The 20,610-nt window shown below is 73.8% G+C and carries 21 protein-coding genes and 3 tRNA genes; 11 read left to right on the top strand and 13 right to left on the bottom strand.

What is annotated here, in order from left to right:
• Window positions 1-174 precede the first annotated feature (174 nt).
• Both rpmB and ABD774_RS08650 read left to right on the top strand, forming a co-directional pair.
• Complete coding sequence (gene rpmB / locus ABD774_RS08655; RefSeq protein WP_098484684.1) at window positions 175-366, top strand: 50S ribosomal protein L28; 192 nt, start codon at window positions 175-177, stop codon at window positions 364-366.
• A gap of 176 nt (window positions 367-542) precedes the next feature.
• Window positions 543-1,937: an FAD-binding oxidoreductase gene (locus ABD774_RS08650; RefSeq protein WP_345039910.1), complete on the top strand. Its 1,395-nt coding sequence runs from the start codon at window positions 543-545 to the stop codon at window positions 1,935-1,937.
• An 84-nt stretch (window positions 1,938-2,021) separates the two neighbouring features.
• Here the strand turns inward: ABD774_RS08650 and ABD774_RS08645 are convergent, their stop codons facing one another.
• A complete protein-coding gene (locus ABD774_RS08645) occupies window positions 2,022-3,008 on the bottom strand; it encodes a thiamine-phosphate kinase (protein WP_345039908.1) in 987 nt (328 codons plus the stop codon).
• Window positions 3,009-3,198: 190 nt separating this feature from the next.
• Between ABD774_RS08645 and ABD774_RS08640 the strand changes: the two genes are divergently transcribed.
• Window positions 3,199-3,711: a DUF3515 family protein gene (locus tag ABD774_RS08640; protein ID WP_345039906.1), complete on the top strand. Its 513-nt coding sequence runs from the start codon at window positions 3,199-3,201 to the stop codon at window positions 3,709-3,711.
• 15 nt (window positions 3,712-3,726) lie between these two features.
• Here the strand turns inward: ABD774_RS08640 and ABD774_RS08635 are convergent, their stop codons facing one another.
• The gene (locus ABD774_RS08635) at window positions 3,727-4,881 is read right to left on the bottom strand and encodes a D-alanine--D-alanine ligase family protein (RefSeq protein ID WP_345039903.1); all 1,155 of its coding nucleotides are present in this window, start codon (window positions 4,879-4,881) and stop codon (window positions 3,727-3,729) included.
• A 195-nt stretch (window positions 4,882-5,076) separates the two neighbouring features.
• On the opposite strand from ABD774_RS08635, the gene ABD774_RS08630 reads away from it, so the two are divergent.
• The 3 genes from ABD774_RS08630 to ABD774_RS08620 all read left to right on the top strand — a co-directional run bounded on the left by ABD774_RS08630 (window position 5,077) and on the right by ABD774_RS08620 (window position 8,141).
• Window positions 5,077-6,255 (top strand): trans-sulfuration enzyme family protein, encoded by a 1,179-nt coding sequence (locus ABD774_RS08630; protein WP_345039901.1) that lies wholly within the window; start codon window positions 5,077-5,079, stop codon window positions 6,253-6,255.
• Between the two features lie 143 nt (window positions 6,256-6,398).
• A complete protein-coding gene (locus ABD774_RS08625) occupies window positions 6,399-7,142 on the top strand; it encodes an RAD23 family protein (RefSeq protein ID WP_345039900.1) in 744 nt (247 codons plus the stop codon).
• 309 nt (window positions 7,143-7,451) lie between these two features.
• Window positions 7,452-8,141 carry an AMIN-like domain-containing (lipo)protein gene (locus ABD774_RS08620; RefSeq protein ID WP_345039898.1) on the top strand — a complete coding sequence of 230 codons (690 nt, stop codon included), beginning with the start codon at window positions 7,452-7,454 and terminating at the stop codon, window positions 8,139-8,141.
• A 44-nt stretch (window positions 8,142-8,185) separates the two neighbouring features.
• Here the strand turns inward: ABD774_RS08620 and ABD774_RS08615 are convergent, their stop codons facing one another.
• The 3 genes from ABD774_RS08615 to ABD774_RS08605 all read right to left on the bottom strand — a co-directional run bounded on the left by ABD774_RS08615 (window position 8,186) and on the right by ABD774_RS08605 (window position 10,536).
• On the bottom strand, window positions 8,186-8,395 hold the full coding sequence (locus ABD774_RS08615; protein ID WP_345039896.1) for a dodecin: 210 nt from the start codon (window positions 8,393-8,395) through the stop codon (window positions 8,186-8,188).
• Between the two features lie 198 nt (window positions 8,396-8,593).
• Window positions 8,594-9,676 (bottom strand): NAD(P)H-dependent glycerol-3-phosphate dehydrogenase, encoded by a 1,083-nt coding sequence (locus ABD774_RS08610; RefSeq protein ID WP_345039893.1) that lies wholly within the window; start codon window positions 9,674-9,676, stop codon window positions 8,594-8,596.
• Window positions 9,676-10,536: a lysophospholipid acyltransferase family protein gene (locus tag ABD774_RS08605; RefSeq protein WP_345039891.1), complete on the bottom strand. Its 861-nt coding sequence runs from the start codon at window positions 10,534-10,536 to the stop codon at window positions 9,676-9,678. The genes ABD774_RS08610 and ABD774_RS08605 overlap by 1 nt, the downstream gene beginning before the upstream one ends.
• 137 nt (window positions 10,537-10,673) lie before the next feature.
• Here ABD774_RS08605 and ABD774_RS08600 point away from each other — a divergent pair, with 137 nt between their 5' ends.
• Complete coding sequence (locus ABD774_RS08600; RefSeq protein WP_345039889.1) at window positions 10,674-10,919, top strand: hypothetical protein; 246 nt, start codon at window positions 10,674-10,676, stop codon at window positions 10,917-10,919.
• 81 nt (window positions 10,920-11,000) lie between these two features.
• Here the strand turns inward: ABD774_RS08600 and ABD774_RS08595 are convergent, their stop codons facing one another.
• From ABD774_RS08595 to leuC, 4 genes are all read right to left on the bottom strand, one after another.
• Complete coding sequence (locus tag ABD774_RS08595; protein ID WP_345039886.1) at window positions 11,001-11,507, bottom strand: mycothiol transferase; 507 nt, start codon at window positions 11,505-11,507, stop codon at window positions 11,001-11,003.
• Window positions 11,508-11,556: 49 nt separating this feature from the next.
• A complete protein-coding gene (gene murA / locus ABD774_RS08590) occupies window positions 11,557-12,894 on the bottom strand; it encodes a UDP-N-acetylglucosamine 1-carboxyvinyltransferase (protein WP_345039884.1) in 1,338 nt (445 codons plus the stop codon).
• 185 nt (window positions 12,895-13,079) lie between these two features.
• Entirely contained in the window at window positions 13,080-13,763 is a 684-nt protein-coding gene (gene leuD, locus ABD774_RS08585) for a 3-isopropylmalate dehydratase small subunit (protein ID WP_345039881.1), read from the bottom strand.
• A gap of 13 nt (window positions 13,764-13,776) precedes the next feature.
• Window positions 13,777-15,204, bottom strand: coding sequence for a 3-isopropylmalate dehydratase large subunit (leuC, locus tag ABD774_RS08580; protein WP_345039879.1), 1,428 nt, complete (start codon window positions 15,202-15,204; stop codon window positions 13,777-13,779).
• Window positions 15,205-15,286: 82 nt separating this feature from the next.
• Between leuC and ABD774_RS08575 the strand changes: the two genes are divergently transcribed.
• Window positions 15,287-16,009, top strand: a complete 723-nt coding sequence (locus ABD774_RS08575) for an IclR family transcriptional regulator (RefSeq protein WP_248258706.1) — start codon at window positions 15,287-15,289, stop codon at window positions 16,007-16,009.
• 327 nt (window positions 16,010-16,336) lie between these two features.
• On the opposite strand, the gene ABD774_RS08570 is transcribed toward ABD774_RS08575, so the two are convergent.
• Window positions 16,337-16,412 (bottom strand) — tRNA-Glu (locus tag ABD774_RS08570).
• A 245-nt stretch (window positions 16,413-16,657) separates the two neighbouring features.
• Between ABD774_RS08570 and ABD774_RS08565 the strand changes: the two genes are divergently transcribed.
• On the top strand, window positions 16,658-17,140 hold the full coding sequence (locus tag ABD774_RS08565; RefSeq protein ID WP_345039875.1) for an SRPBCC family protein: 483 nt from the start codon (window positions 16,658-16,660) through the stop codon (window positions 17,138-17,140).
• Between the two features lie 72 nt (window positions 17,141-17,212).
• Here ABD774_RS08565 and ABD774_RS08560 read toward each other — a convergent pair.
• Both ABD774_RS08560 and ABD774_RS08555 read right to left on the bottom strand, forming a co-directional pair.
• A tRNA-Glu gene (locus ABD774_RS08560) sits at window positions 17,213-17,285 on the bottom strand.
• 47 nt (window positions 17,286-17,332) lie between these two features.
• Window positions 17,333-17,404 (bottom strand) — tRNA-Gln (locus ABD774_RS08555).
• Window positions 17,405-17,610: 206 nt separating this feature from the next.
• Here ABD774_RS08555 and ABD774_RS08550 point away from each other — a divergent pair.
• Both ABD774_RS08550 and ABD774_RS08545 read left to right on the top strand, forming a co-directional pair.
• Window positions 17,611-18,231 carry a hypothetical protein gene (locus ABD774_RS08550; RefSeq protein WP_345039873.1) on the top strand — a complete coding sequence of 207 codons (621 nt, stop codon included), beginning with the start codon at window positions 17,611-17,613 and terminating at the stop codon, window positions 18,229-18,231.
• A 165-nt stretch (window positions 18,232-18,396) separates the two neighbouring features.
• A complete protein-coding gene (locus ABD774_RS08545; RefSeq protein ID WP_345039871.1) occupies window positions 18,397-19,005 on the top strand; it encodes a DinB family protein in 609 nt (202 codons plus the stop codon).
• 42 nt (window positions 19,006-19,047) lie between these two features.
• On the opposite strand, the gene gltX is transcribed toward ABD774_RS08545, so the two are convergent.
• Window positions 19,048-20,574: a glutamate--tRNA ligase gene (gene gltX / locus ABD774_RS08540; protein ID WP_345039869.1), complete on the bottom strand. Its 1,527-nt coding sequence runs from the start codon at window positions 20,572-20,574 to the stop codon at window positions 19,048-19,050.
• Window positions 20,575-20,610 lie beyond the last annotated feature (36 nt).

The following is a 20,610-nucleotide window of genomic DNA, read 5'->3' as shown; positions in this document are numbered from 1 at the left end:
CTCTGTGGCGGACGCCACCCCGGCCCGGGCCCCGGCCGTTTGAGCCTCCGGCGATTTCTCGGGTACTCTTGCCAGGTTGCCCGACCCGGCAGGCGTCCGCCTCCATCTTCGGGCTCACCGACATCACGCACCGCCTCCCGGCTGTGCGTCAGCGAGAAGATCAGGAGAACGACCGTGGCTGCCACCTGCGACGTCTGCGGCAAGCGCCCGAGCTTCGGCAAGAGCGTCTCGCACTCCCACGTGCGGACCAGCCGCCGTTGGAACCCGAACATCCAGCGCGTGCGCGCCCTCGTCAACGGCGCCCCGAAGCGCGTGAACGTGTGCACCTCGTGCCTCAAGGCCGACAAGGTCACCCGCGCCGTCTGACGCACCCGCGCGGCGACGCGCACCGCTTGAGGCCGCCCTCCCCGTCCGGGGACGGCGGCCTTTCGCTTGCCCACGGTTCGTGGCCCGAGCTCTCCTGCCGCCCGCCGGCCCAACCCCTTGTCGCCGCGTCGGCCGCGGCGGAAGATTGTCGGACCACCCTTGGCAGGGAGGTCGGAATGGGCACCGCCACCGTCACACCGGCGGATCTTTCGGGCCTGACGAACGGCTTCCGGGGGGAGGTTCTCCTCCCGGGCGACCCGGGCTACGAGCAGCACCGCCACGTGTGGAACGGCGCCATCGACCGCCGCCCGGCCGTCATCGCCCGGTGCGCCGGGGTGGCGGACGTCATCGCCGCCCTCCACGTCGCGCGGGACACGGGCCTGACCGTGGCCGTCCGTGGCGGCGGGCACAGCTTCCCCGGCCTGTCCACCTGCGACGACGGCATCGTCGTGGACCTCTCCCCCATGCGCGGCACGCGGGTCGACCCGGCCGCGCGCACCGTCCGGGCGCAGGCGGGGGTGCTGCTCGGCGAGCTCGACCGGGAGACGCAGGCCTTCGGGACCGCCGTGCCGTCCGGCATCGTGACGCACACCGGCATCGCGGGACTCACCCTGGGCGGCGGCATCGGCTGGCTCACCCGCCGTCACGGGCTCACCCTCGACCAGCTCCTGTCCGTGGACCTCGTCACCGCCGGCGGAGAGCTCGTGCACGCGAGCGAGGACGAGAACCGCGACCTCTTCTGGGGCGTGCGCGGCGGGGGCGGCAACTTCGGCGTCGTGACGGAGTTCGAGTACCGGCTCTCCGACGTCGGCCCCACCGTGCTCGCCGGACCGATCTTCTGGCCGGTCGAGCAGACGGCAGAGGTGCTGCGGTTCTACCGGGGGTGGATCGCCGGAGCGCCCGAGGACCTGGGGACGATCGCGGGGCACCGCCGCGCGCCCACGCTCCCGGTGGTCCCCCCCGAGATGCAGGGACGCCACGTGACCGTGGTCTTCGTGTGCTGGGCCGGCGACCCGGACGACGGCGAACGTTACGTCGCCCCGCTGCGGCGCGTCGGCACCCCGCTCCTCGACCTGTGCCGGCCCAAGCCGTTCGTCATCCACCAGGCGACGTTCGACCCCTCCTTCGAGCGCGGCTGGCACTACTACTTCCGGTCCTGCGACATCGGTCCGCTCACCGACGAGATCATCGACCTGTTCGCCGACCACGCCGCCCGGATCCGATCTCCGATCAGCTCCTTCAACTACTTCCACGTCGGCGACGGCGCACCCTCCCGCGTCGACGACGACGCCACCGCCTTCTCGGGGCGGCACGCCACCCACACGGTGAACATCAACGGCAACGCTCTCACCGCCGAGGAGCATGCGGCGGAGCGCGAGTGGGTGCACGAGCTGTGGGACGCTCTCGAGCCGCACGGCGTCGGTGCCTACACCAACTTCCTGATGACCGAGGGCGAGGGCCGGGTGCGCCGCGCCTACGGCGAGGAAAAGTACGGACGGCTGCAGCGCCTGAAGACCCTGTGGGACCCCAAGAACCTGTTCCACCTCAACCAGAACATCGTCCCGGCCTAGCCGGCGCCGGGTGGCTGCCCCACGAGGTGGACACGCGCGCGGTCACCGCCACGGGCGACGCCCGGGAACCGTCAGGCCGGGTGCTCAGCGGCGGAAGTGGTCCCAGCCCAGGGAGGTGACCGCCGGCGGGACCCCGTCCACGAGGACGGTCCCGGCCGGGTGCCCAGCATCCGGGGCCCGCACCGTGCCGAGGGGGCGGAACCCCTCGGGCAGGGCGGCGCCGGCCGGGAAGGTGGCGAGCATCCCGTGGTCCTCCCCGCCGGTCAGCGCCCAGGCGGCCGGATCGGTCTCCATCCGGGCGGCGGCGTCCCTCAGCCCCGCGAGGTCGCCGGGCACGGAACGCTCCAGCGGCTCGAGGTCGATCACGACGCCGGAGCTGCGGGCCAGCCGGGAGGCGTCCCGCAGCAGACCGTCCGAGACGTCCATCATGGCGGTGGCCCCAGCCCCGGCCGCGGCCGGTCCGGCGGCGAGCGCGGGCCGTGGGCGCAGGAAGGCGGCGACGAGGCCCTCGTCCGCACCGCCGCGACGTCCCGACGCCAGGAGCGCCATCCCCGCCGCCGCGTGGCCCAGCACACCGGCGTGAGCCACGACGTCGCCCGCCCGGGCGCCGGAGCGCAGCACGGGGGCGCGGCCGCCGAGATCGCCGTGGACGGTCACGGCCACGACCACCTGCGTCCCGGCGGAGAGGTCACCGCCGTCGACGCCGACGCCGAGCGGCCCGCACAGCTCTGCGAGCCCGCGGCTGAGGTCGTGGACCCAGGCGACCGGCGTCGTCGGCGGGAGCACGAGGGAGACCACCATGGACGTCGGTTCGGCCCCCATCGCGGCGATGTCGGAGAGGTTCTGCGCGGCGGCGCGCCAGCCCACGTCGGCGCCGTCACCCCACTCGAGCCGGAAGTGCCGGTCCTGGACGAGCACGTCCGTCGAGACGCAGAAGCGCCCGTCCGGGGCCGCGACGACGGCCGCGTCGTCGCCCGTGGGCACGAGGGTGTGGCGTCCGCGAGGCAGCAGGGGGACGAACGAGGCGATGAGCTCGTCCTCGCTCAGGTCGGCGACCGTCGGGCTGTCCATCCCGCCACCGTATCGGGCGCGGCGGGCCGCGGGCGGGTCGCGGCCGGGCCGTGGGCGGGCCGGGCCCCGGTGCCAGTGCGGGGCCGGTGCCGCGGGGCGGGCCGGGCCCCGGTGCCAGTGCCGCGCCGCCGGGCCAGGCCGGTCCGGGCCGCGCGGCCGGGGCCCCCGCGCGCCGCCGTAGAGTGGCGGGGTGTCCCGCCGGTCCCTCGCTCTTGCGCTCGTCCCCCTCGCCGTCCTGACCGGATGCTCCTCCCCCGTCGACCTGCCGCCCGGCGAGCACGCGTCGGACCCCACGTGCGGCGAGGTCCTCATCTCGACGCCGGAGGCGCTCGGCGGGCTTGAGCGCCGCTCCACCTCGTCGCAGGCCACCACGGCTTGGGGTGACCCGGCCGTCACGCTGCGCTGCGGCGTCGAGCCGCCCGGTCCGACCACGGACCGCTGCCTGAGCGTGGAGACCGGGGACGGCAGCTTCGTCGACTGGATCGCCCTGGAGGGCGACGACGAGTCGCTGCCCGAGCACGCCCGGCAGGGCCGCGGCTCCTGGACGTTCGTCACCTACGGGCGCGAGCCTGCGATCGAGGTGGTCGTCCCCGCCGAGCAGGGCACCTCGGGCCAGCCGACGGCGTACCTCGTCGAGCTCGCCGGCGCGGTCGGGGTGAGCCCGGCCGACCGGTTCTGCGTCGGCGCGACCGACGTCTCCTGACCCGCGCCGGGCGGGTCAGCGCAGCCCGGCGGAGCGCTCCAGGGCGAGGGAGACCAGCTCGTCGATGAGGTCCGGGTACGGCAGGCCGGTCGCCTCCCAGAGCGCGGGGTACATCGAGTACGGCGTGAACCCGGGCATCGTGTTGACCTCGTTGATCACCACGTCGCCGTGGTCGGTGTAGAAGAAGTCGACCCGGGCGAGGCCCTCGCAGCCGAGCGCCTCGAACGCCTGCCCGGCGAGCTCCTGGACGCGCGCGACGACCTCCTCGGGCAGGTCGGCCGGGATCGCCATGGTCAGCGGTGCGGTGTCGAGGTACTTCGTCTCGTAGTCGTAGAACCCGGCCGCCGGCGCGTCGAGGACGATCTCGCCGGGGACGGACGTGCGCGGCGCGTCGTCGCCGTGCCCCTCGAGAACGGCGCACTCGATCTCGCGGCCGTTGATCGCCCCCTCGACGACGACCTTCGGGTCGTGGCGCTGCGCCTCGAGGACGGCTGCCTCGATGTCCTCGGGGCGCTCCACGCGGGTGATCCCGAGGGAGGAACCGGCGCGGGCGGGCTTGACGAAGACGGGGAGGCCGAGGGAGGCGACGGCGTCGAGGGCGGCCGCCTTGTCCGTCCGCCACATCCGCGGGGTGATCACGGTGTAGGGCCCGATGGGCAGGAGCTGCCCCGCGAGGATCACCTTCATGTAGTGCTTGTCCATCGCGGCGGCGGAGGCCAGCACGCCGGAGCCGACGTACCGGGTCCCGGCCATCTCGAGCAGGCCCTGGATCGTGCCGTCCTCGCCGTAGGGGCCGTGCAGCAGCGGCAGCACGACGTCGACCGCGCCCAGCTCGTGGGGCACCTGGCCCGGCTCGGCGACGACCAGCGGCGCCGGGGCGGCACCGAACGGGACGAGCACCTGGGCGCCGTCGGCCGTGATCTCCGCACGCCCGCCCTCGAGGAGCGAGGGGTCGTCGGGGGCGAGAACCCACTGCCCGTCGCGGGTGATGCCGACCGGGACGACGTCGTACGCGTCGCGGTCGATCGCGCGCAGCACGCCGGCCGCGGTGGCGCAGCTGACGGAGTGCTCGCCGCTGCGCCCGCCGAAGACGACGGCGACGCGCACCTTGCGCGCGTCCCGCCCGGCGGGGTCGGTGGTGGTGGGCTCGGGTGCACGCTCGATGTTCATCGCGTGCGAGGGTACCGCCGCCGACGGCGCAGTCACCGCTCCCACGTCGTGGCGCCCGCGGACGCAGGTCGTGGCGCCTGCTGACGCCCGCCGTGCCCCGCGGACGCCGGTCGGGCCCGTCGTGCCCCTGCCGACGCCCGCCGTTCCCCGCGGACGCCGGTGCCGCCGTCGCCGTGGCGGGAATAGCCTGGCCCCGTGAGCCCGGACCCGCAGCACCGCCCCTTCTCCCCCGCCACCACCGCCGTCGCGGCCGGCCGCCCGCCGCGCGAGCAGGGCGCACCCGTCAACTCCCCGGTGGTCCTCTCGAGCACCTACGTCTCCACCGGCACGCCGTCGGCCGACGAGATGCTCTACACCCGGTACAACACCGAGACGTGGCTCCCGCTGGAGGAGGCGGTCGGCGCCCTGGAGGGGGCCGCGCAGCCCGCCCTGGCGTTCTCCTCCGGCATGGCAGCGATCGACGCCGTGCTGCGGCTGGCCACGCCTGGCTCGGCGATCGTCGCGCCGCGGCACGCCTACCTCGCGACCCTCACCGCCGCCCGGGAGCAGGCCGAGCGTGAGGGCTCCGTGGTGCGCGAGGTCGACATCGCGGACACCGACGCCGTGATCGCCGCCCTGGCGCCCGACGGCGAGCCGGCCGCGAGCGTGCTGTGGATCGAGTCCCCCACCAACCCCATGCTCGAGGTGGCTGACGTGCCCGCACTCGCCGCAGCCGCCCACGCGGCGGGGGCGCTGTGCGTGGTCGACAACACCTTCGCCACCCCGCTGGGCCAGCGCCCGCTCGCCCAGGGCGCCGACGTCGTCGTCCACTCCGTGACGAAGTTCCTCGCGGGCCACTCCGACCTGGTGATGGGCGCCGCCGTCACGGACGACGCCGACCTTCGCGCCCGGCTCCACGCCCGCCGCACCACCGGCGGCGCGATCCCCGGCCCGTGGGAGGCCTGGCTCGCCCTGCGCGGGCTGCGCACCCTCGCGCTGCGGGTCGAGCGGTCCCAGGCCAGCGCGCTCGAGCTCGCGCGGCGCCTCGCGGAGCACCCGCTGGTCGCGGCGGTGGCCCACCCCGGGCTGCCCTCGCACCCGCAGCACGAGCGCGCGGCCGAGCTGATGGACGGGTTCGGCTCGATCCTCACCCTCCGGCCGGCCGGTGGCGCCGCGGCCGCCGAGGCGGTCACCCGGGCGGTGGAGCTGTGGGTGCCGGCCACGAGCCTGGGCGGGGTCGAGTCGAGCCTCGAGCGGCGCCGTCGGCTCCCGGCGGAGGCCGCCACGGTGCCGGAGGACCTGCTGCGCCTGAGCGTGGGCATCGAGGACGTCGAGGACCTGTGGGCCGATCTCGACCGCGCGCTGCACGCCGCGGCCGGGCACCGCGACAGCTGACCCCGGGGCGATCGCGTGCCCGGCAGACCGACTGGCCCGCGCCCCGTAAAGCCGGCGACCGGCGTCGCCGCGGCGTGCAAGATGGGGCCACGGACGGACACGAGACAGGTGACCGCCCACGCCTGCGCGATCGAGGGGGACCCGTGAGGACCGCATCCATCCTGACCGCCGCGACCGCCACCGCTGCGGCCCTGGTGCTCGCCGGCTGCGGCGGGCTGGCGACCGCCGACGACCCCGTCGGACCGCCGGAGCCGGGCGCGACGTCGGCCCCCACCCCGACGGCGGGACCGACGTCGGGCCCCACCGAAGGGACCCCAACCGCCCCCGGGGCCGGTCACCCGCCGCTGCCGGAGGACTACCCCTGGGAGCCGCGGCAGTCGCCTCCGCCGCAGACCGACGGCGACGACGGCGGCGAGCCGTGGATCGGCGGCTTCGACACCGCGGTCCTGCCGGAGCGCGTCGAGGCGCTGCACGACGGCTCGGCTACCTACTCCGTCACCGGCATCGAGATCTACGAGCAGGGCCCCGACCAGTCACGCGTCGTCGTCTCCTACACCGGCGGAGAGGGCCAGGCCGGCCTGGACCTCTCGGTCGCCGGCGTCACCGACTTCCCGCCGGAGGTGACCCTCCCGGGCGGGGTGGACACGGGCCTCGCGTTCCTCACCGGCGCGCAGGCGCCCCTGGGCGGCGGCCTCGAGCCCGGGCAGCTGGTCCGGCCGGAGGGCGACTCGCGGGTCCATGGCGTGAGCGTGGGCCCGCCCGACGCCGCCCTGGGCACCGGCATCTACGTCGGGATGGGCGCCGGAGCCGTCCTGTGGGCGGTGCTGGACCACCCCGGCACGCTCGTCCTCATCGTCACCGACCCGGGCACCGGCCCGACCGCGTAGCGACCGCTCCGGCACGTTTGCCCGGCCGTGCGAGGGCGGCACGCGCGGCGCGGCGCGGCGTGGCGGTCGTGAGGACCGCCATCTGCGCCGAGGACCGCAGACCAGGTAGCGGCCCTCAGCGCAGATGCAGGTCCTCACGGCCGCGAGGCTCGGTGCCCGGGCCGGCGACGGCCGCCGAGCTGGCCAGTAGCGGACCGCCGGGTCACGGATCCGCATCGACGGCCCGGCGGTGCGCGGCGCACCGGCCGCCGACCGCTAGCGTGGAGCGCGTCGGCGCCCGCCCGGGGGCCACGGAGCCGAGGAGGAGCGATGCGCAGATCGGCACGGGTGGTCATGGCTGCCCTCGCAGGCGGGGCGCTGCTGGCCGCGTGCAGCAACGGCGGCGAGGAGCCGGCACCCGCCGAACCGGCGACGTCGTCCCCCACCTCCGGGGAGAGCGCATCTCCCACCCCTTCCGCCACCGGCACGGACGACGACGGCAGCCAGGGCGACGACGGGGCCACGGCAGCGCCGGCGGAGGAGACCGACGAGCCGGCGGACGCCGCCGACTTCGGCACCGAGCCGCAGAACGACCCCGACTGGCCCTCCGGCGGCAGCGGCGACCTGCTCCCCACGGGGGTCCGGGTCGGCAGCCACGAGGGCTACGAGCGCGTCGTCCTCGACTTCGAGGGCACCGGCACCCCCGGCTGGCGCGTCGAGTACGTCGACGAGGCCGTCGAGGACCCCAAGGGGGACGTGGTCGACGTCCAGGGTGACGTCACCCTCCAGGTCATCGCCACGGGGGTGCGCTACCCCGAGGGTGACGACGAGACCGGTCGCGTCGCGCAGGGCTCCTACGACGCGGAGGACGCGGACCTCGTCGAGGAGGTCCGCGTCACCGGCATGTTCGAGGGCCAGAACCAGGCGTTCATCGGCCTGGACGAGAAGGCCCCGTTCCGGGTCTTCACGCTCACCGAGCCGGCCCGGCTCGTGGTGGACGTGCGCACCACGGACGGCTGAGTCACCGAAGGGCCCCGCGGTCGGTGAGTGCCGTGCGGCCTTGGTCAGTCGAGCTTGAAGCCGACCTTCATGCCGACCTGGTAGTGGGCGACCTTGCCCTCCTCGAGGTGGCCACGGACCTCGGTGACCTCGAACCAGTCCAGCCCGTGCAGGGTCTGGCTGGCGCGCGCAAGGCCGTTGCGGATGGCCTCGTCGACGCCGGTCGGCGACGTCCCGACGATCTCCGCGATCTTGTACGTGTTGTCCTCAGCCATGGTCCGCTCCTTCGTGTGGGGTCGTGAGCCGCCAGTCTGGCCCGGACCTGGGCACCGGACAACAGGAACGACGTCGACCCCGCCAGCCCCGCGTGATGGTGCGTGCGTCGACCCCGCCAGCCCCGCGTGATGGTGCGTGCGTCGACCCCGCCAGCCCCGCGCGACAGGTGCGTGCGTCGACCCGCCGGCCCGGCTCGCTCAGGCGCGCTCGTGCTTGAGCGGCCGGGCGAGCAGCGCGGCGGTCATCTCCGCCACCGGCCAGCCCTCGTGCAGCACGGCGACGACCGCCTGCGTGATGGGCATGTCGACACCGTGGGCGTTGGCGAGATCGAGCACCGAGCGGCAGGACTTCACGCCCTCCGCCGTGCCACCGGTCGCGACCAGCGCCTCCTCCAGGCCCATGCCGGCGCCGATGTGGGCGCCGAGCGTGTGGTTGCGCGACAGCGGCGAGGCGCACGTGGCCACGAGGTCACCCATGCCGGCCAGGCCCGCGAACGTGCCCGGCTCGGCGCCGAGCGCGGCCCCCAGGCGCGCCGTCTCCGCCAGGCCGCGGGTGATGATCAGCGCCTTGGTGTTGTCGCCGTACCCGCGGCCCTGCGCCATGCCGACGGCGAGCGCGATGACGTTCTTCAGGGCACCGCCGAGCTCGACGCCGACGACGTCGGTGTGGGTGTACGGCCGGAAGTACGGCGCGGCGCACGCGCGGGCGACGAGCTCGGCGACGTCGTGCCGCGTGGCGGCCACCACCGCGCCGGCCGGCTGGTGCGCCGCGATCTCCTTGGCCAGGTTCGGGCCGGAGACAACCGCAACGCGGCCGGGGTCCACCGCCAGCGCCTGGGCGAGGACCTCGCTCATGCGCTGGTGGGTGCCCAGCTCCACGCCCTTCATGAGGGAGACGACGACCGCGCGCTCGGCCAGCGTTCCCGACAGGGGCGCGAGCACCGCACGCACGGACTGCGAGGGCAGGGCGACGACGACGACGTCCGCGCCGTCGACCGCGGCGGCCAGGTCGGTGGTGGCGGTGATGCCCTGCGGAAGGTTCACCCCGGCCAGGTTGCGCGAGTTGCGGCGGTGGTCGGCGATCTCGCCGACCACCTCGGGGCTGCGGCCCCACATGCGGACCGAGCAGCCGGCGTCGGCCATGATGGCCGCGAAGGTGGTGCCCCACGCCCCGGTGCCGAGGACCGCGGCGCGTACCGCCGGCTCCGCCGTCGTCCATCCGGTGCTCTCACCGGGGGTCCCCTCCCCCGCCGGTCCGTCCTCGGGGCGCCCCGCCGCCATCACGGGCGGCCCCCGGCCCGGCGCGCGGATCTCCGGGCCCGCAGCGGGGCGAGGCGCTCGCGGAGGGCGGCGAGCCGCCGGTCCCGGGCCGCGCGGCGTTCCCGTCGCGCGGCCCGCCTCTCCGCGCGGGCCGCGTCGTGCGCGGCGCGCGGGTCGCCGTCGCGGCGCACGTCGTACGGGCGCGCGGGCGGTCTCTCGCCACGGATCTCGGCGAGCTGGGCCGTGAGCGCGGCCATGATCCGCGTGGTCGCCTCGCGGAGCACCTCCTGGTCGACGGGCCGGCCGTACAGGTCCTCCAGGCCGACGGGAGGCCCCGCGACCACGGTGACCGGCGTGCGCGGGAAGGGGCGGAAGCGTGCGGTGTAGCGGGGCATGATGCGGTGCGCGCCCCACTGGGTCACCGGGATGACGGGCACCCGCGTGCTCAGGGCCAGGCGTGCGGCGCCGGTGCGAGCGGTCATCGGCCACAGGTCGGGGTCCCGGGTGAACGTGCCCTCGGGGAAGATCACGACGCACTCGCCCCGGCGCACCGCCTTCTCCGCCGCGACGAGCGAGTCGCCCGCACGGGCGGTGCCGCGGTAGACCGGGATCTGGTCGGCCGCGGCCAGCAGCCTGCCGAGGACGGGGACCTCGAAGAGCGAGGACTTCGCGAGGAACTTCGGCGCGGCGCCGTGGTCGTAGAGGAAGTGCGCCACGGTCAACGGGTCCATGTTGCTGGCGTGGTTCGCCACGGCGACGAAGCCGCCGACGGCCGGCAGGTGCTCGCCACCGCGCCAGGTCCGCCGGGTCATCAGGGTCATCGCCGGGCGGAGCAGGGAGACGAGGAACCGGTAGACGCCGGACTGCTTTCGTGGCTGCACGTTCGCGATGGTAGTCGCCACGCCCTCGACGGCCCCTCCGACGAGCTCCGTCGCCGAGACGTCGCCGACTCACCCCCGGCTCTTCCCGTGCCTCCCCGTAGGGTGAAGGGACGCGGCCACGACGACGGGAGCCAGCCGTGGAGACGCACGAGCGACGGCTGCCCGGCCTGGTGCTGGTGCCGGTGGTGGTCATGTGTGCGCTGGTCGGGCTGGCGCTCGGAGTCCTGGGCTGGAGCGGCTGGCTGCTCGGGCCGGCCGTGCTGGTGCTGGGTCTCGTCGGCCGCTCGACGGGGCCACGGTGGGCGGACTGGGCGGTCCCGGTCGGCGCCGGACTCATGGTCGGGACCGTGATCTACGTGCTTCTCGGGGCGACGGCGAGCTGACGATCGGGGCAGCACGGCCTGCGATGCAGGACCGAGGCCAGGCAGCTCACCCGGCAGGCACATCTCACCGACAGGTGCAGCTCAGGACCGCTCGACCAGACCGCGCACGTAGGCGGCCTGCCCGAGGTGCTGGAGGTCGTCGCCCACGATGCTGACCAGCCGCACGCCCAGGGTCACGGGCGGGTCCCACGCCTCGTCGACCACCCGCTCGAGATCCTCCTCCGCCAGCGTCGCGAGGAACTCCACGGTGCGCCGGTGGACGTCGCCGAGGTAGCCGAGCAGGTCCTCGGCACCGACGCGCACCTGGGCGACCTCGTCGCTGGACTGGCCGTAACCCGTGGCGGCAGGGTCGAACGGCAGCCCCATGCGCGCGGCCCAGCCGTCCGCAGTCCAGGCCTGCTCCTCCCCGGAGCAGGAGGCCACCTGGGCGTCCTGGCCGCGGGCCAGGTGCCAGATCAGCCAGGCGATGGAGTTCGCCTCGGCGTCGGGCCGGTAGGTCAGGGCCGTCTCGTCCAGCCCGGCGAGGATGCGGGCTGCCTCGTCGGGCACGCGGGAGTAGGACTCGATGAGCAGCTCGGCGACGTTCATGGCGCCAGTGTGCCGTGCGAGTGCCCGACGAGGCGCGGGACCACCCGGGTCAGCTGGCGGCGGTGGAGAGCTCCGCCAGGGTGACCTTGGCGGAGAGCGCCTCAAGCTTGCCCATGAAGTTCTCGTAGCCGCGGTTGATGATGCTGATGCCGCGGACCTGCGAGGTGCCCTCCGCCGCCAGGGCGGCGATGAGGTGGGAGAACCCGCCGCGCAGGTCGGGGACCTCGATGTTCGCCGCGCGCAGCGGCGTCGGGCCGGAGACGACGGCGGAGTGGTAGAAGTTGCGCTGCCCGAACCGGCAGGGCAGCCCGCCGAGGCACTCGCGGTAGATCTGGATGGTGGCGCCCATGCCGCGCAGGGCGTCGGTGAACCCGAACCGGTTCTCGTACACGGTCTCGTGGACGATCGACAGGCCCTTGGCCTGGGTCAGCGCCACGACCAGCGGCTGCTGCCAGTCGGTCATGAAGCCGGGGTGGACGTCGGTCTCGAGGACGATCGAGTTCAGGTCGCTGCCCGGGTGCCAGAACCGGATGCCGTCGTCGCGCACGTCGAACGCGCCGCCGACCTTCCGGTAGGTGTTGAGGAAGGTCATCATCTCCGGCTGGGAGGCACCGCGGACGAAGACGTCGCCGTGGGTGGCCAGAGCGGCCGACGCCCAGGAGCCGGCCTCGATTCGGTCGGCCAGCGCGGTGTGCCGGTAGCCGAGGAGGCGGTCCACGCCCTCGATGCGGATGGTGCGGTCGGTGTCGACCGAGATGATGGCGCCCATCTTCTGCAGGACGGCGATGAGGTCGGTGATCTCGGGCTCGATCGCGGCGTTGCGCAGCTCGGTCAGGCCCTGGGCCCGCACGGCCGTCAGCAGCGTCTGCTCGGTCGCCCCCACCGAGGGGTAGGGCAGCTCGATCTTGGTTCCCCGCAGGCCGCGGGGCGCGGAGATGTGGATGCCCTGCACGCGCTTGTCGACGACGGCGCCGAAGCTGCGCAGGATGTCCAGGTGGTAGTCGATCGGCCGGTCGCCGATGCGGCAGCCGCCCAGGTCGGGGATGAACGCCTCGCCCAGCCGGTGCAGCAGCGGGCCGCAGAAGAGGATCGGGATCCGCGAGGAGCCGGCGTAGGCGTCGATGTCGGCCACGTGCGCGGACTCGACGTCGGTCGGGTCCAGGTGCAGCACGCCGGCCTCACGGTCGTGGTCGACCGTCACGCCGTGCAGGCGCAGCAGGTCGGCGACGACGTCCACGTCCCGGATGACCGGCACGTTCGCGAGCACCGACGGTCCCTCGCCCAGGAGGGAGGCCACCATCGCCTTCGAGACGAAGTTCTTCGCGCCGCGCACGGTGATCTCACCGGTCAGCGGCGTGCCACCCTCGACAGTCAGGAGCCCGCTCATAAACACCTCACCAGCCCCGGGAACTGACGGAGCCCGTTTCGAAGCGGACCCGGGTGGTCCGCCGTCGAAACAGGATACGTGCCGCCCCACGGGCCCGTGGAGGGGGGCCAGGTGTCGGTTCGGACACAGCTGCGCCCCGGGGACCGGAACGGTCCGCGGGGCGCAGTGCCTGGCGTCCTCGAGCCTCAGGCCAGCGGGGCGTCCGCGTGGGCGGGCAGGCCGCCGCCGTCGCCGCCGACGGGGCGCGCAGCCATCACGTGGACGGGCGGCAGGTGCTTGGCGGGCAGCGTGCGCGGGCGCCACGGCTCCCGGGTGGCCTCGAACGCGGTGATGTCCGCCTCGTTCTGCAGCGTCAGCCCGATGTCGTCGAGCCCCTCGAGGAGGCGCCAGCGGGTGTAGTCGTCGATCTCGAAGGTGGCGTGGACGTCGCCGGCGACGACGGTCTTGCCGACCAGGTCGACCGTCACCTCGGTGCCGGGCTCGTTCTCGAGCACCTTCCACAGCATCTCGGCGTCCTCCTGGCTGATGACGCCGGCCACGAGGCCCTGCTTGCCCGCGTTGCCGCGGAAGATGTCGGCGAACTTCGGGGCGAGCACCACGCGGAAGCCGTAGTCCTTCAGCGCCCACACGGCGTGCTCGCGGGAGGAGCCCGTGCCGAAGTCCGGGCCCGCCACGAGGACGGAGCCGGAGGCGTAGGCGGGCCGGTTGAGGACGAAGTCCGGGTCCCCGCGCCAGGCGGCGAACAGCGCGTCCTCGAAGCCGGTGCGGGTCACCCGCTTGAGGTAGACGGCCGGGATGATCTGGTCGGTGTCGACGTTGCTGCGCCGCAGCGGGACGCCGACGCCGGTGTGCTGGGTGAACTTCTCCATGGTTCTTGGCTCCTCAGGCGTTGGCGGGCTCGGCGACGGGCGCGAGGTCGGCCGGGGCGGACAGGGTGCCGCGGATCGCGGTGGCGGCGGCGACCAGCGGGGAGACGAGGTGGGTGCGGCCACCCTTGCCCTGCCGGCCCTCGAAGTTGCGGTTCGACGTCGACGCCGCCCGCTCCCCCGGCTTGAGCTGGTCGGGGTTCATGCCCAGGCACATCGAGCACCCGGCGTTGCGCCACTCGGCCCCGAAGTCGAGGAAGACCTGGTCCAGCCCCTCGGCCTCGGCCTGCAGACGGACCCGGGCGGAGCCGGGGACGACGAGCACGCGGACGTCGTCGTTCTTCTTCCGGCCCTTGATGACCTCCGCGACCGCACGCAGGTCCTCGATACGCCCGTTGGTGCACGAGCCGATGAAGACGGTGTCGACGGCGATGTCGCGCAGCGGCGTGCCGGGCGTCAGCGCCATGTACTCCAGCGCCCGCTCCGCGGCCTTGCGGGCGGACTCGTCGGCGATGTCGACCGGGTCCGGCACGCTGGCCGAGAGCGGCAGGCCCTGGCCCGGGTTGGTGCCCCAGGTGACGAACGGCTCGAGGGAGTCGGCGTCGAGGGTGACCTCGGCGTCGAAGACGGCGTCGTCGTCGCTGCGCAGCGTCCGCCAGTACTCCACGGCGGCGTCCCAGTCGGCACCCTCGGGGGCGTGCGGGCGCCCCTTGATGTACTCGAAGGTCGTCTCGTCCGGGGCGATCATGCCGGCGCGGGCGCCGGCCTCGATCGACATGTTGCAGATGGTCATCCGCGCCTCCATCGAGAGGTTGCGGATCGCCTCGCCGCGGTACTCCAGGACGTAGCCCTGGCCGCCGCCGGTGCCGATCTTGGCGATGATCGCGAGGATGATGTCCTTCGCGGTGGTGCCCTCGCGGAGCTTGCCCTCGACGTTGATGGCCATCGTCCTGAACGGCGCCAGCGGGAGCGTCTGGGTGGCCAGCACGTGCTCGACCTCGGAGGTGCCGATGCCGAACGCGAGCGCGCCGAAGGCGCCGTGCGTCGAGGTGTGGGAGTCGCCGCAGACCACGGTCAGGCCCGGCATCGTCAGGCCCAGCTGCGGCCCCACGACGTGCACGATCCCCTGGTCGGCGTCGCCCAGGGAGTGCAGGCGGACGCCGAACTCCTCGGCGTTGTTGCGCAGCGTCTGGATCTGCGTGCGGCTCGTGGTGTCCGCGATCGGCCGGTCGATGTCCAGCGTCGGGGTGTTGTGGTCCTCCGTCGCGATCGTCAGGTCCGGGCGGCGGACCTGACGGCCGGCGAGGCGGAGCCCCTCGAACGCCTGCGGGCTGGTGACCTCGTGCACCAGGTGCAGGTCGATGTAGAGAAGGTCGGGGGCGCCGTCGGTGCCCTTGCGCACCACGTGCGCGTCCCAGACCTTCTCGGCCAGCGTTCCGCTCATCGCTCTCTCCCTAGGATCGTTTCGGGGCCCTGCGCAGTGTCGCCTGCTTGCATCTCACTCACTGAGATGTCAATATCGACCCATGGACAACTCTAGCGGAGTCGGCGTCCTTGACAAGGCCGCCACGGTTCTCGGTGCGCTAGAGGCCGGGCCAGCCACCCTCGCCCAGCTCGTGAGCGCCACCCATCTCGCACGCCCGACGGCGCACCGCCTCGCCGTCGCGCTCGAGCACCACCGCCTCGTCGCGCGGGACATGCAGGGACGGTTCATCCTCGGCCCGCGCCTCGCGGAGCTCGCCTCCGCGGCCGGCGAGGACCGGCTGCTGGCCGCGGCCGGACCGGTCCTGACGGCGCTGCGCGACCACACGAACGAGAGCGCCCAGCTCTTCCGCCGCCAGGGCGACCAGCGCATCTGCGTGGCCGCCGCGGAGCGGCCCATGGGCCTGCGCGACTCCATCCCGGTGGGTGCGACCCTGAGCATGCTGGCTGGCTCCGCCGCCCAGGTGCTGCTCGCGTGGGAGGAGCCGGACCGCCTCCACCGCGGGCTGCACGGTGCGAACTTCACCGCCACGATGCTCTCGGCGGTGCGCCGCCGCGGGTGGGCGCAGTCCGTGGCCGAGCGCGAGCCCGGCGTGGCCTCCATCTCCGCCCCGGTGCGCGGGCCGTCGGGCCGCGTCCTCGCCGCCGTCTCCGTCTCGGGCCCGATCGAGCGCATGGGCCGCCAGCCCGGGCGGCTGCACGCGGCCGCCGTCGTGGCCGCCGCGAACCGGCTCACCGAGGTGCTCAAGCGCACCGAGGAGGACTGACCCGACGGCGACCGAACGTCCCGGCTCGCACACAGCCCGGCTCCCCGACCACGGGAGCCGGGCTTCGTCGTCACGGCCAGAACTTCCAGGGCGAAGACCGCCACACCGCCGACCGTCGGGGCCGAACGTCCACGTCTGAGCCACCCCGCGCGCCTGAGCCACCCCGCTACTCCGCAACCGGCCCGCGTTTCGGTGCACCCTCGTGCTTTCCGCGCCCGTTGCAGCACGCACCGGACGACTGAGCGCGCACCAAAAAGGATCCGCAGCGCGTTCACGTCGGGCACAGACGCGAAAGGCTCCCACCCGTGCCGGGTGGGAGCCTCCCTGTGGTACCCCCAGCCGGATTCGAACCGGCGCCGCCGCCGTGAGAGGGCGGTGTCCTAGGCCACTAAACGATGGGGGCTTGTTCTGTTGTCGGCCTCCTCGCGGCGACCTCGGAAGACACTACCAGAGGGTTCCCCCGCCGATCGAGTCGAGCGCACCTCGAGCTGCTGTGACCTCCACCACGGGTCGGCGGCCGCCACGGGCGTCGACGTGCCACCCGCCCGGGATAGGTAGGACTACCGATGCGCCCGCCGGCCGCTCACGCGCACGATCGCCTCGTCGACCATCCACGGAGGTGCGTCGACCGTCGACGAGGGAGGAACGATGGCACGCATCGCGTTCGAGGTGGACTCTCCGCTTCCGCCGGAGACCGTCCTCGCCCACCTGACGAACTTCGGGGACCGGCGGCCGCACCTGTGGCCCGCGATCGATCCCCGCACCTACCAGGTTCATGCGCTCGGGGAGGGATGGGCCGACGTCACCGAGGGCAGCGACGTCCTCGGTGGCATCTGGGCGCGCGAGAGATACGACTGGTCCGAGCCCGGCGTCGTCACGGCCACGCTGCAGGACTCGAACTTTTGGCACCCGGGCGGCACGTGGGAACTGCGGGCGACGTCGGGCCCTGGCGGCGGCAGCCGGCTGAGAGTGGTCCGCGACCGCCGTGCCAGACGCCCACGAGCCGCACTTCTCGAGGTGGTCCTGACCGTCGCGGGCCGACGGCTGCTCGCTCGCGAGCTGCGCCGGGCACCGGCACTGGGCCTGGTCGAGGCACCGGACCAACCACAACCTGGCCGACGGCGGCCCTGACCGAGGACGTAGGGGAGAGACCGCCACGGACAGGGAGAAGGCCCCGCACCGAGGTGCGGGGCCTTCAGGATGTACCCCCAGCCGGATTCGAACCGGCGCCGCCGCCGTGAGAGGGCGGTGTCCTAGGCCACTAAACGATGGGGGCTCGACACCCGAAGGTGCCACGGTCTCGCACTGACGCGATGCCGCTCGCTGGGGTACCAGGACTCGAACCTAGACTAACTGAACCAGAATCAGTCGTGCTGCCAATTACACCATACCCCAAGGGGGTATAACCTCCGGTCCGCCGCGGGGCGGGGCGGGGGTCGTACCGTCGAAAAACATTACCCGAGCGCAGGGCACGCTCCAAACCCGCAGGCGCCTTCGTGACGGTTCTCACGGTGGCACGCCGCCCTGGTGGACCGCCGCCTCGGCCCCACGGTGGGTCCGATATGTTCGTGCGGCACACCGACTCTCCTGGGGAACCTCTGATGCCTCGCACCGTCACCCTCCGCCCCGCCCGCGCCCTCGCGATCGCGGCGTCCGGCGCGCTCGCCGTCGCCACGCTCGCGAGCTGCGCCGGCGACAGCGACGACGACGCGACGGCCTCCCCCACGACGGGCCCGGCCACCGCGACGGCCACGGCAGCCGCCGAGCCGGCCACGGTCACCTGGGACCACCCGTCGGTCGAGGGCTACGTCCTCTCGGAGGAGCCGCCCACCGAGACGGTCGTGCAGCTGGAGAACACCGACCTGGCGTGCATCTACCAGCTCACCCACGAGGTCATCCCGGACGCGGGGATCGACGACTCGACCTACACCGACACCGCGATCGACAACGCCACCTCGGCGCTCGGCGAGGTGACCGAGACCGAACGGGAGGACTCCGCGATCCCCTCCGACGCCGGTGCGCTCGCGGCTCGCGAGGTCACCCTGAGCGCGAGGTCAGGATCGCAGGAGCTGGACGTGAAGATGCTTCTGCGGGCCTCCTCCGCCGACCAGGTGCTGGTGGGGATCGTCCACATCTGCCCCACGGGCACGCTCGACGAGGCGGGCTGGGACGCCTTCGTCGCGGGCACCACTCTCCACGGGACCACGGCCACCACCTTCTAACCCGCGGCGCGGGCAGTCTGTCGGCCGGCACGCCGCCCCGGTCAGCTGCCGGACGGCGTGCCGACCCGGCGTCAGCTGCTGGACGGCGCGCCGCCCCGACCGGTATCGGACGGCACGCCGCACGGGCCGGTGTGGCGACCGGCATTCGGTGGTTGGATTCACGGCATGGACCCCGACGACGTCCGGCACGCCGCCCAGTGGTTCGCCACCGAGCTCCGCGCCCGCCCCGACGACGAGTTCGACTACGACCAGAACGCCCGCGGCCTCGACTGGTCCTGCTGGACCACGGCGGAGCACGTCCTGGACGACCTGCTGGCGTACGCCCTGCAGGTGGCCGGGCGGGTCGAGGAGGACTACCTGCCGGTCGTCGGCAACGACGGCCGGTCGGACATCGTCCTGCGGGTGGACCGAGCGTCCGGCGTCACCGGGCTGGCCGCCAGCCTGGAGGCGATGGCGGAGCTGCTCGCCGCCCAGGTGCAGGTGCGCCCGCGCACCGCCCGGGCGTGGCACCCGGACGGAGTCTCGGACCCTGGCGGGTTCGCCGCCATGGGGGTGTGCGAGATCGTCGTCCACGCCTGGGACGTGCTCAGCGCCCTCGACGACGAGGTCGCCGACCTGCCCGAGGACCTGTGCGAGGGCGTGCTCGTCCGCCTCTTCCCGGGCACGCCCGAGGTCGGGACCTTCCAGGACCGCCTGCTCTGGCAGACCGGCCGCGAGGAGCTCGCCGGCTACGGGCGTCTCTCGACGTGGCGCTGGGACCCGACGGTCCGGTGAGCCGGGCGGAGGGCACGCCCTCGGGCATGCCCTCCGGCGTCGTCAGCCCGCGGTGTCTGCCAGCCGCGAGCGCAGGGTCCGCAGCCGGGCCAGGCTGGACTCGCGGCCCAGGAGCTCCATCGACTCGAACAACGGCGGGGAGACCCGGCGGCCGGTGACAGCCGTGCGCAGCGGGCCGAAGGCGAACTTGGGCTTGATGCCCATCCCGTCGACGATCGCGGCGCGCAGCGCGGCCTCCACCGGCTCGGTCGCGAAGTCGGTCAGGGGCTCGAGCGCGGCGACGGCGGCGTCCAGGACGTCGGCCGCCTCGGGCCGCAGCGCCTTGAGCGCGTCCTCCTCGATCACGAGCTCGCCGTCGGAGCGGAACAGGAACCCGAGCATGCCGACGGCCTCGCCGAGCAGGGTCATGCGCTCCTGCACGAGCGGCGCGGCGCGCACCAGCAGCTCCTGCTCGCGCTCGCCCAGCTCGTCGTAGGAGGCGGCGGGCACGAGGCCGGCGGCGTGCAGGTAGGGCACCAGGCGCGCACGGAAGTCCTCCGGTGCGAGCATGCGCACGTGGGTCGCGTTGATCGCCTCGGCCTTCTTGAGGTCGAACCGCGCGGGGTTGGGGTTGACGTCGGCGACGTCGAACGCGGCGACCATCTCCTCCTTGGAGAAGATGTCGTTGTCCGCCGAGATGCCCCACCCCAGCAGCGCGAGGTAGTTGAGCAGGCCCTCCGGGGTGAAGCCGCGCTCGCGGTGGAGGAAGAGGTTGGACTCGGGGTCGCGCTTGGAGAGCTTGCGGTTGCCCTCGCCCATCACGTACGGCAGGTGCCCGAAGACGGGCATGACGTCCGCGACGCCGAGGTCCAGGAGCGCCTGGTAGAGCACCACCTGGCGCGGCGTCGAGGAGAGCAGGTCCTCCCCGCGCAGCACGTGCGTGATCTTCATCAGCGCGTCGTCCACCGGGTTGGTCAGGGTATAGAGCGGGAAGCCGTTGGCGCGGACGATGACGAAGTCCGGGATGGAGCCGGCCTTGAACGTCACGTCGCCGCGCACGACGTCGGAGAAGGTGACGTCCGTGTCGGGCATGCGCACCCGCAGGACGGGCGCGCGCCCCTCAGCACGGAAGGCGGCCTTCTGCTCGTCGGTGAGGTCGCGGTCGAAGCCGTCGTAGCCCAGCTTGGGGTCACGCCCCGCGGCCCGGTGCCGCGCCTCGATCTCCTCCGGCGTGGAGAAGGACTCGTAGGCGTAGCCCGCGTCGAGCAGGTTCTGCGCCACGTCGCGGTAGACGTCCATCCGCTCGGACTGGCGGTACGGGCCGTACGGGCCGCCCACCTCCACGCCCTCGTCCCACTCCAGGCCGAGCCAGCGCAGCGCCTCGAGGATCTGCTGGTAGCTCTCCTCGGAGTCGCGCTCGGGGTCGGTGTCCTCGATGCGGAACACGAAGGTCCCGCCCACGTGACGGGCCTGCGCCCAGTTGAACAAGGCGGTGCGGATCAGCCCCACGTGCGGGGTACCGGTGGGCGAGGGGCAGAAGCGCACCCGGACGGCGGAGCCCGTCGGGGCGGTGGCGAGATTCTCGGTCATGATGGCCCCCAGCGTAGCCGCGCGCCCCGCCGCGGC

Source organism: Georgenia daeguensis (assembly GCF_039537705.1).
Taxonomy (GTDB): Bacteria; Actinomycetota; Actinomycetes; order Actinomycetales; family Actinomycetaceae; genus Georgenia; species Georgenia daeguensis.
The sequence above is the reverse complement of the archived record's forward strand: the minus strand, read 5'-3'. Positions and strand labels throughout refer to the sequence as shown.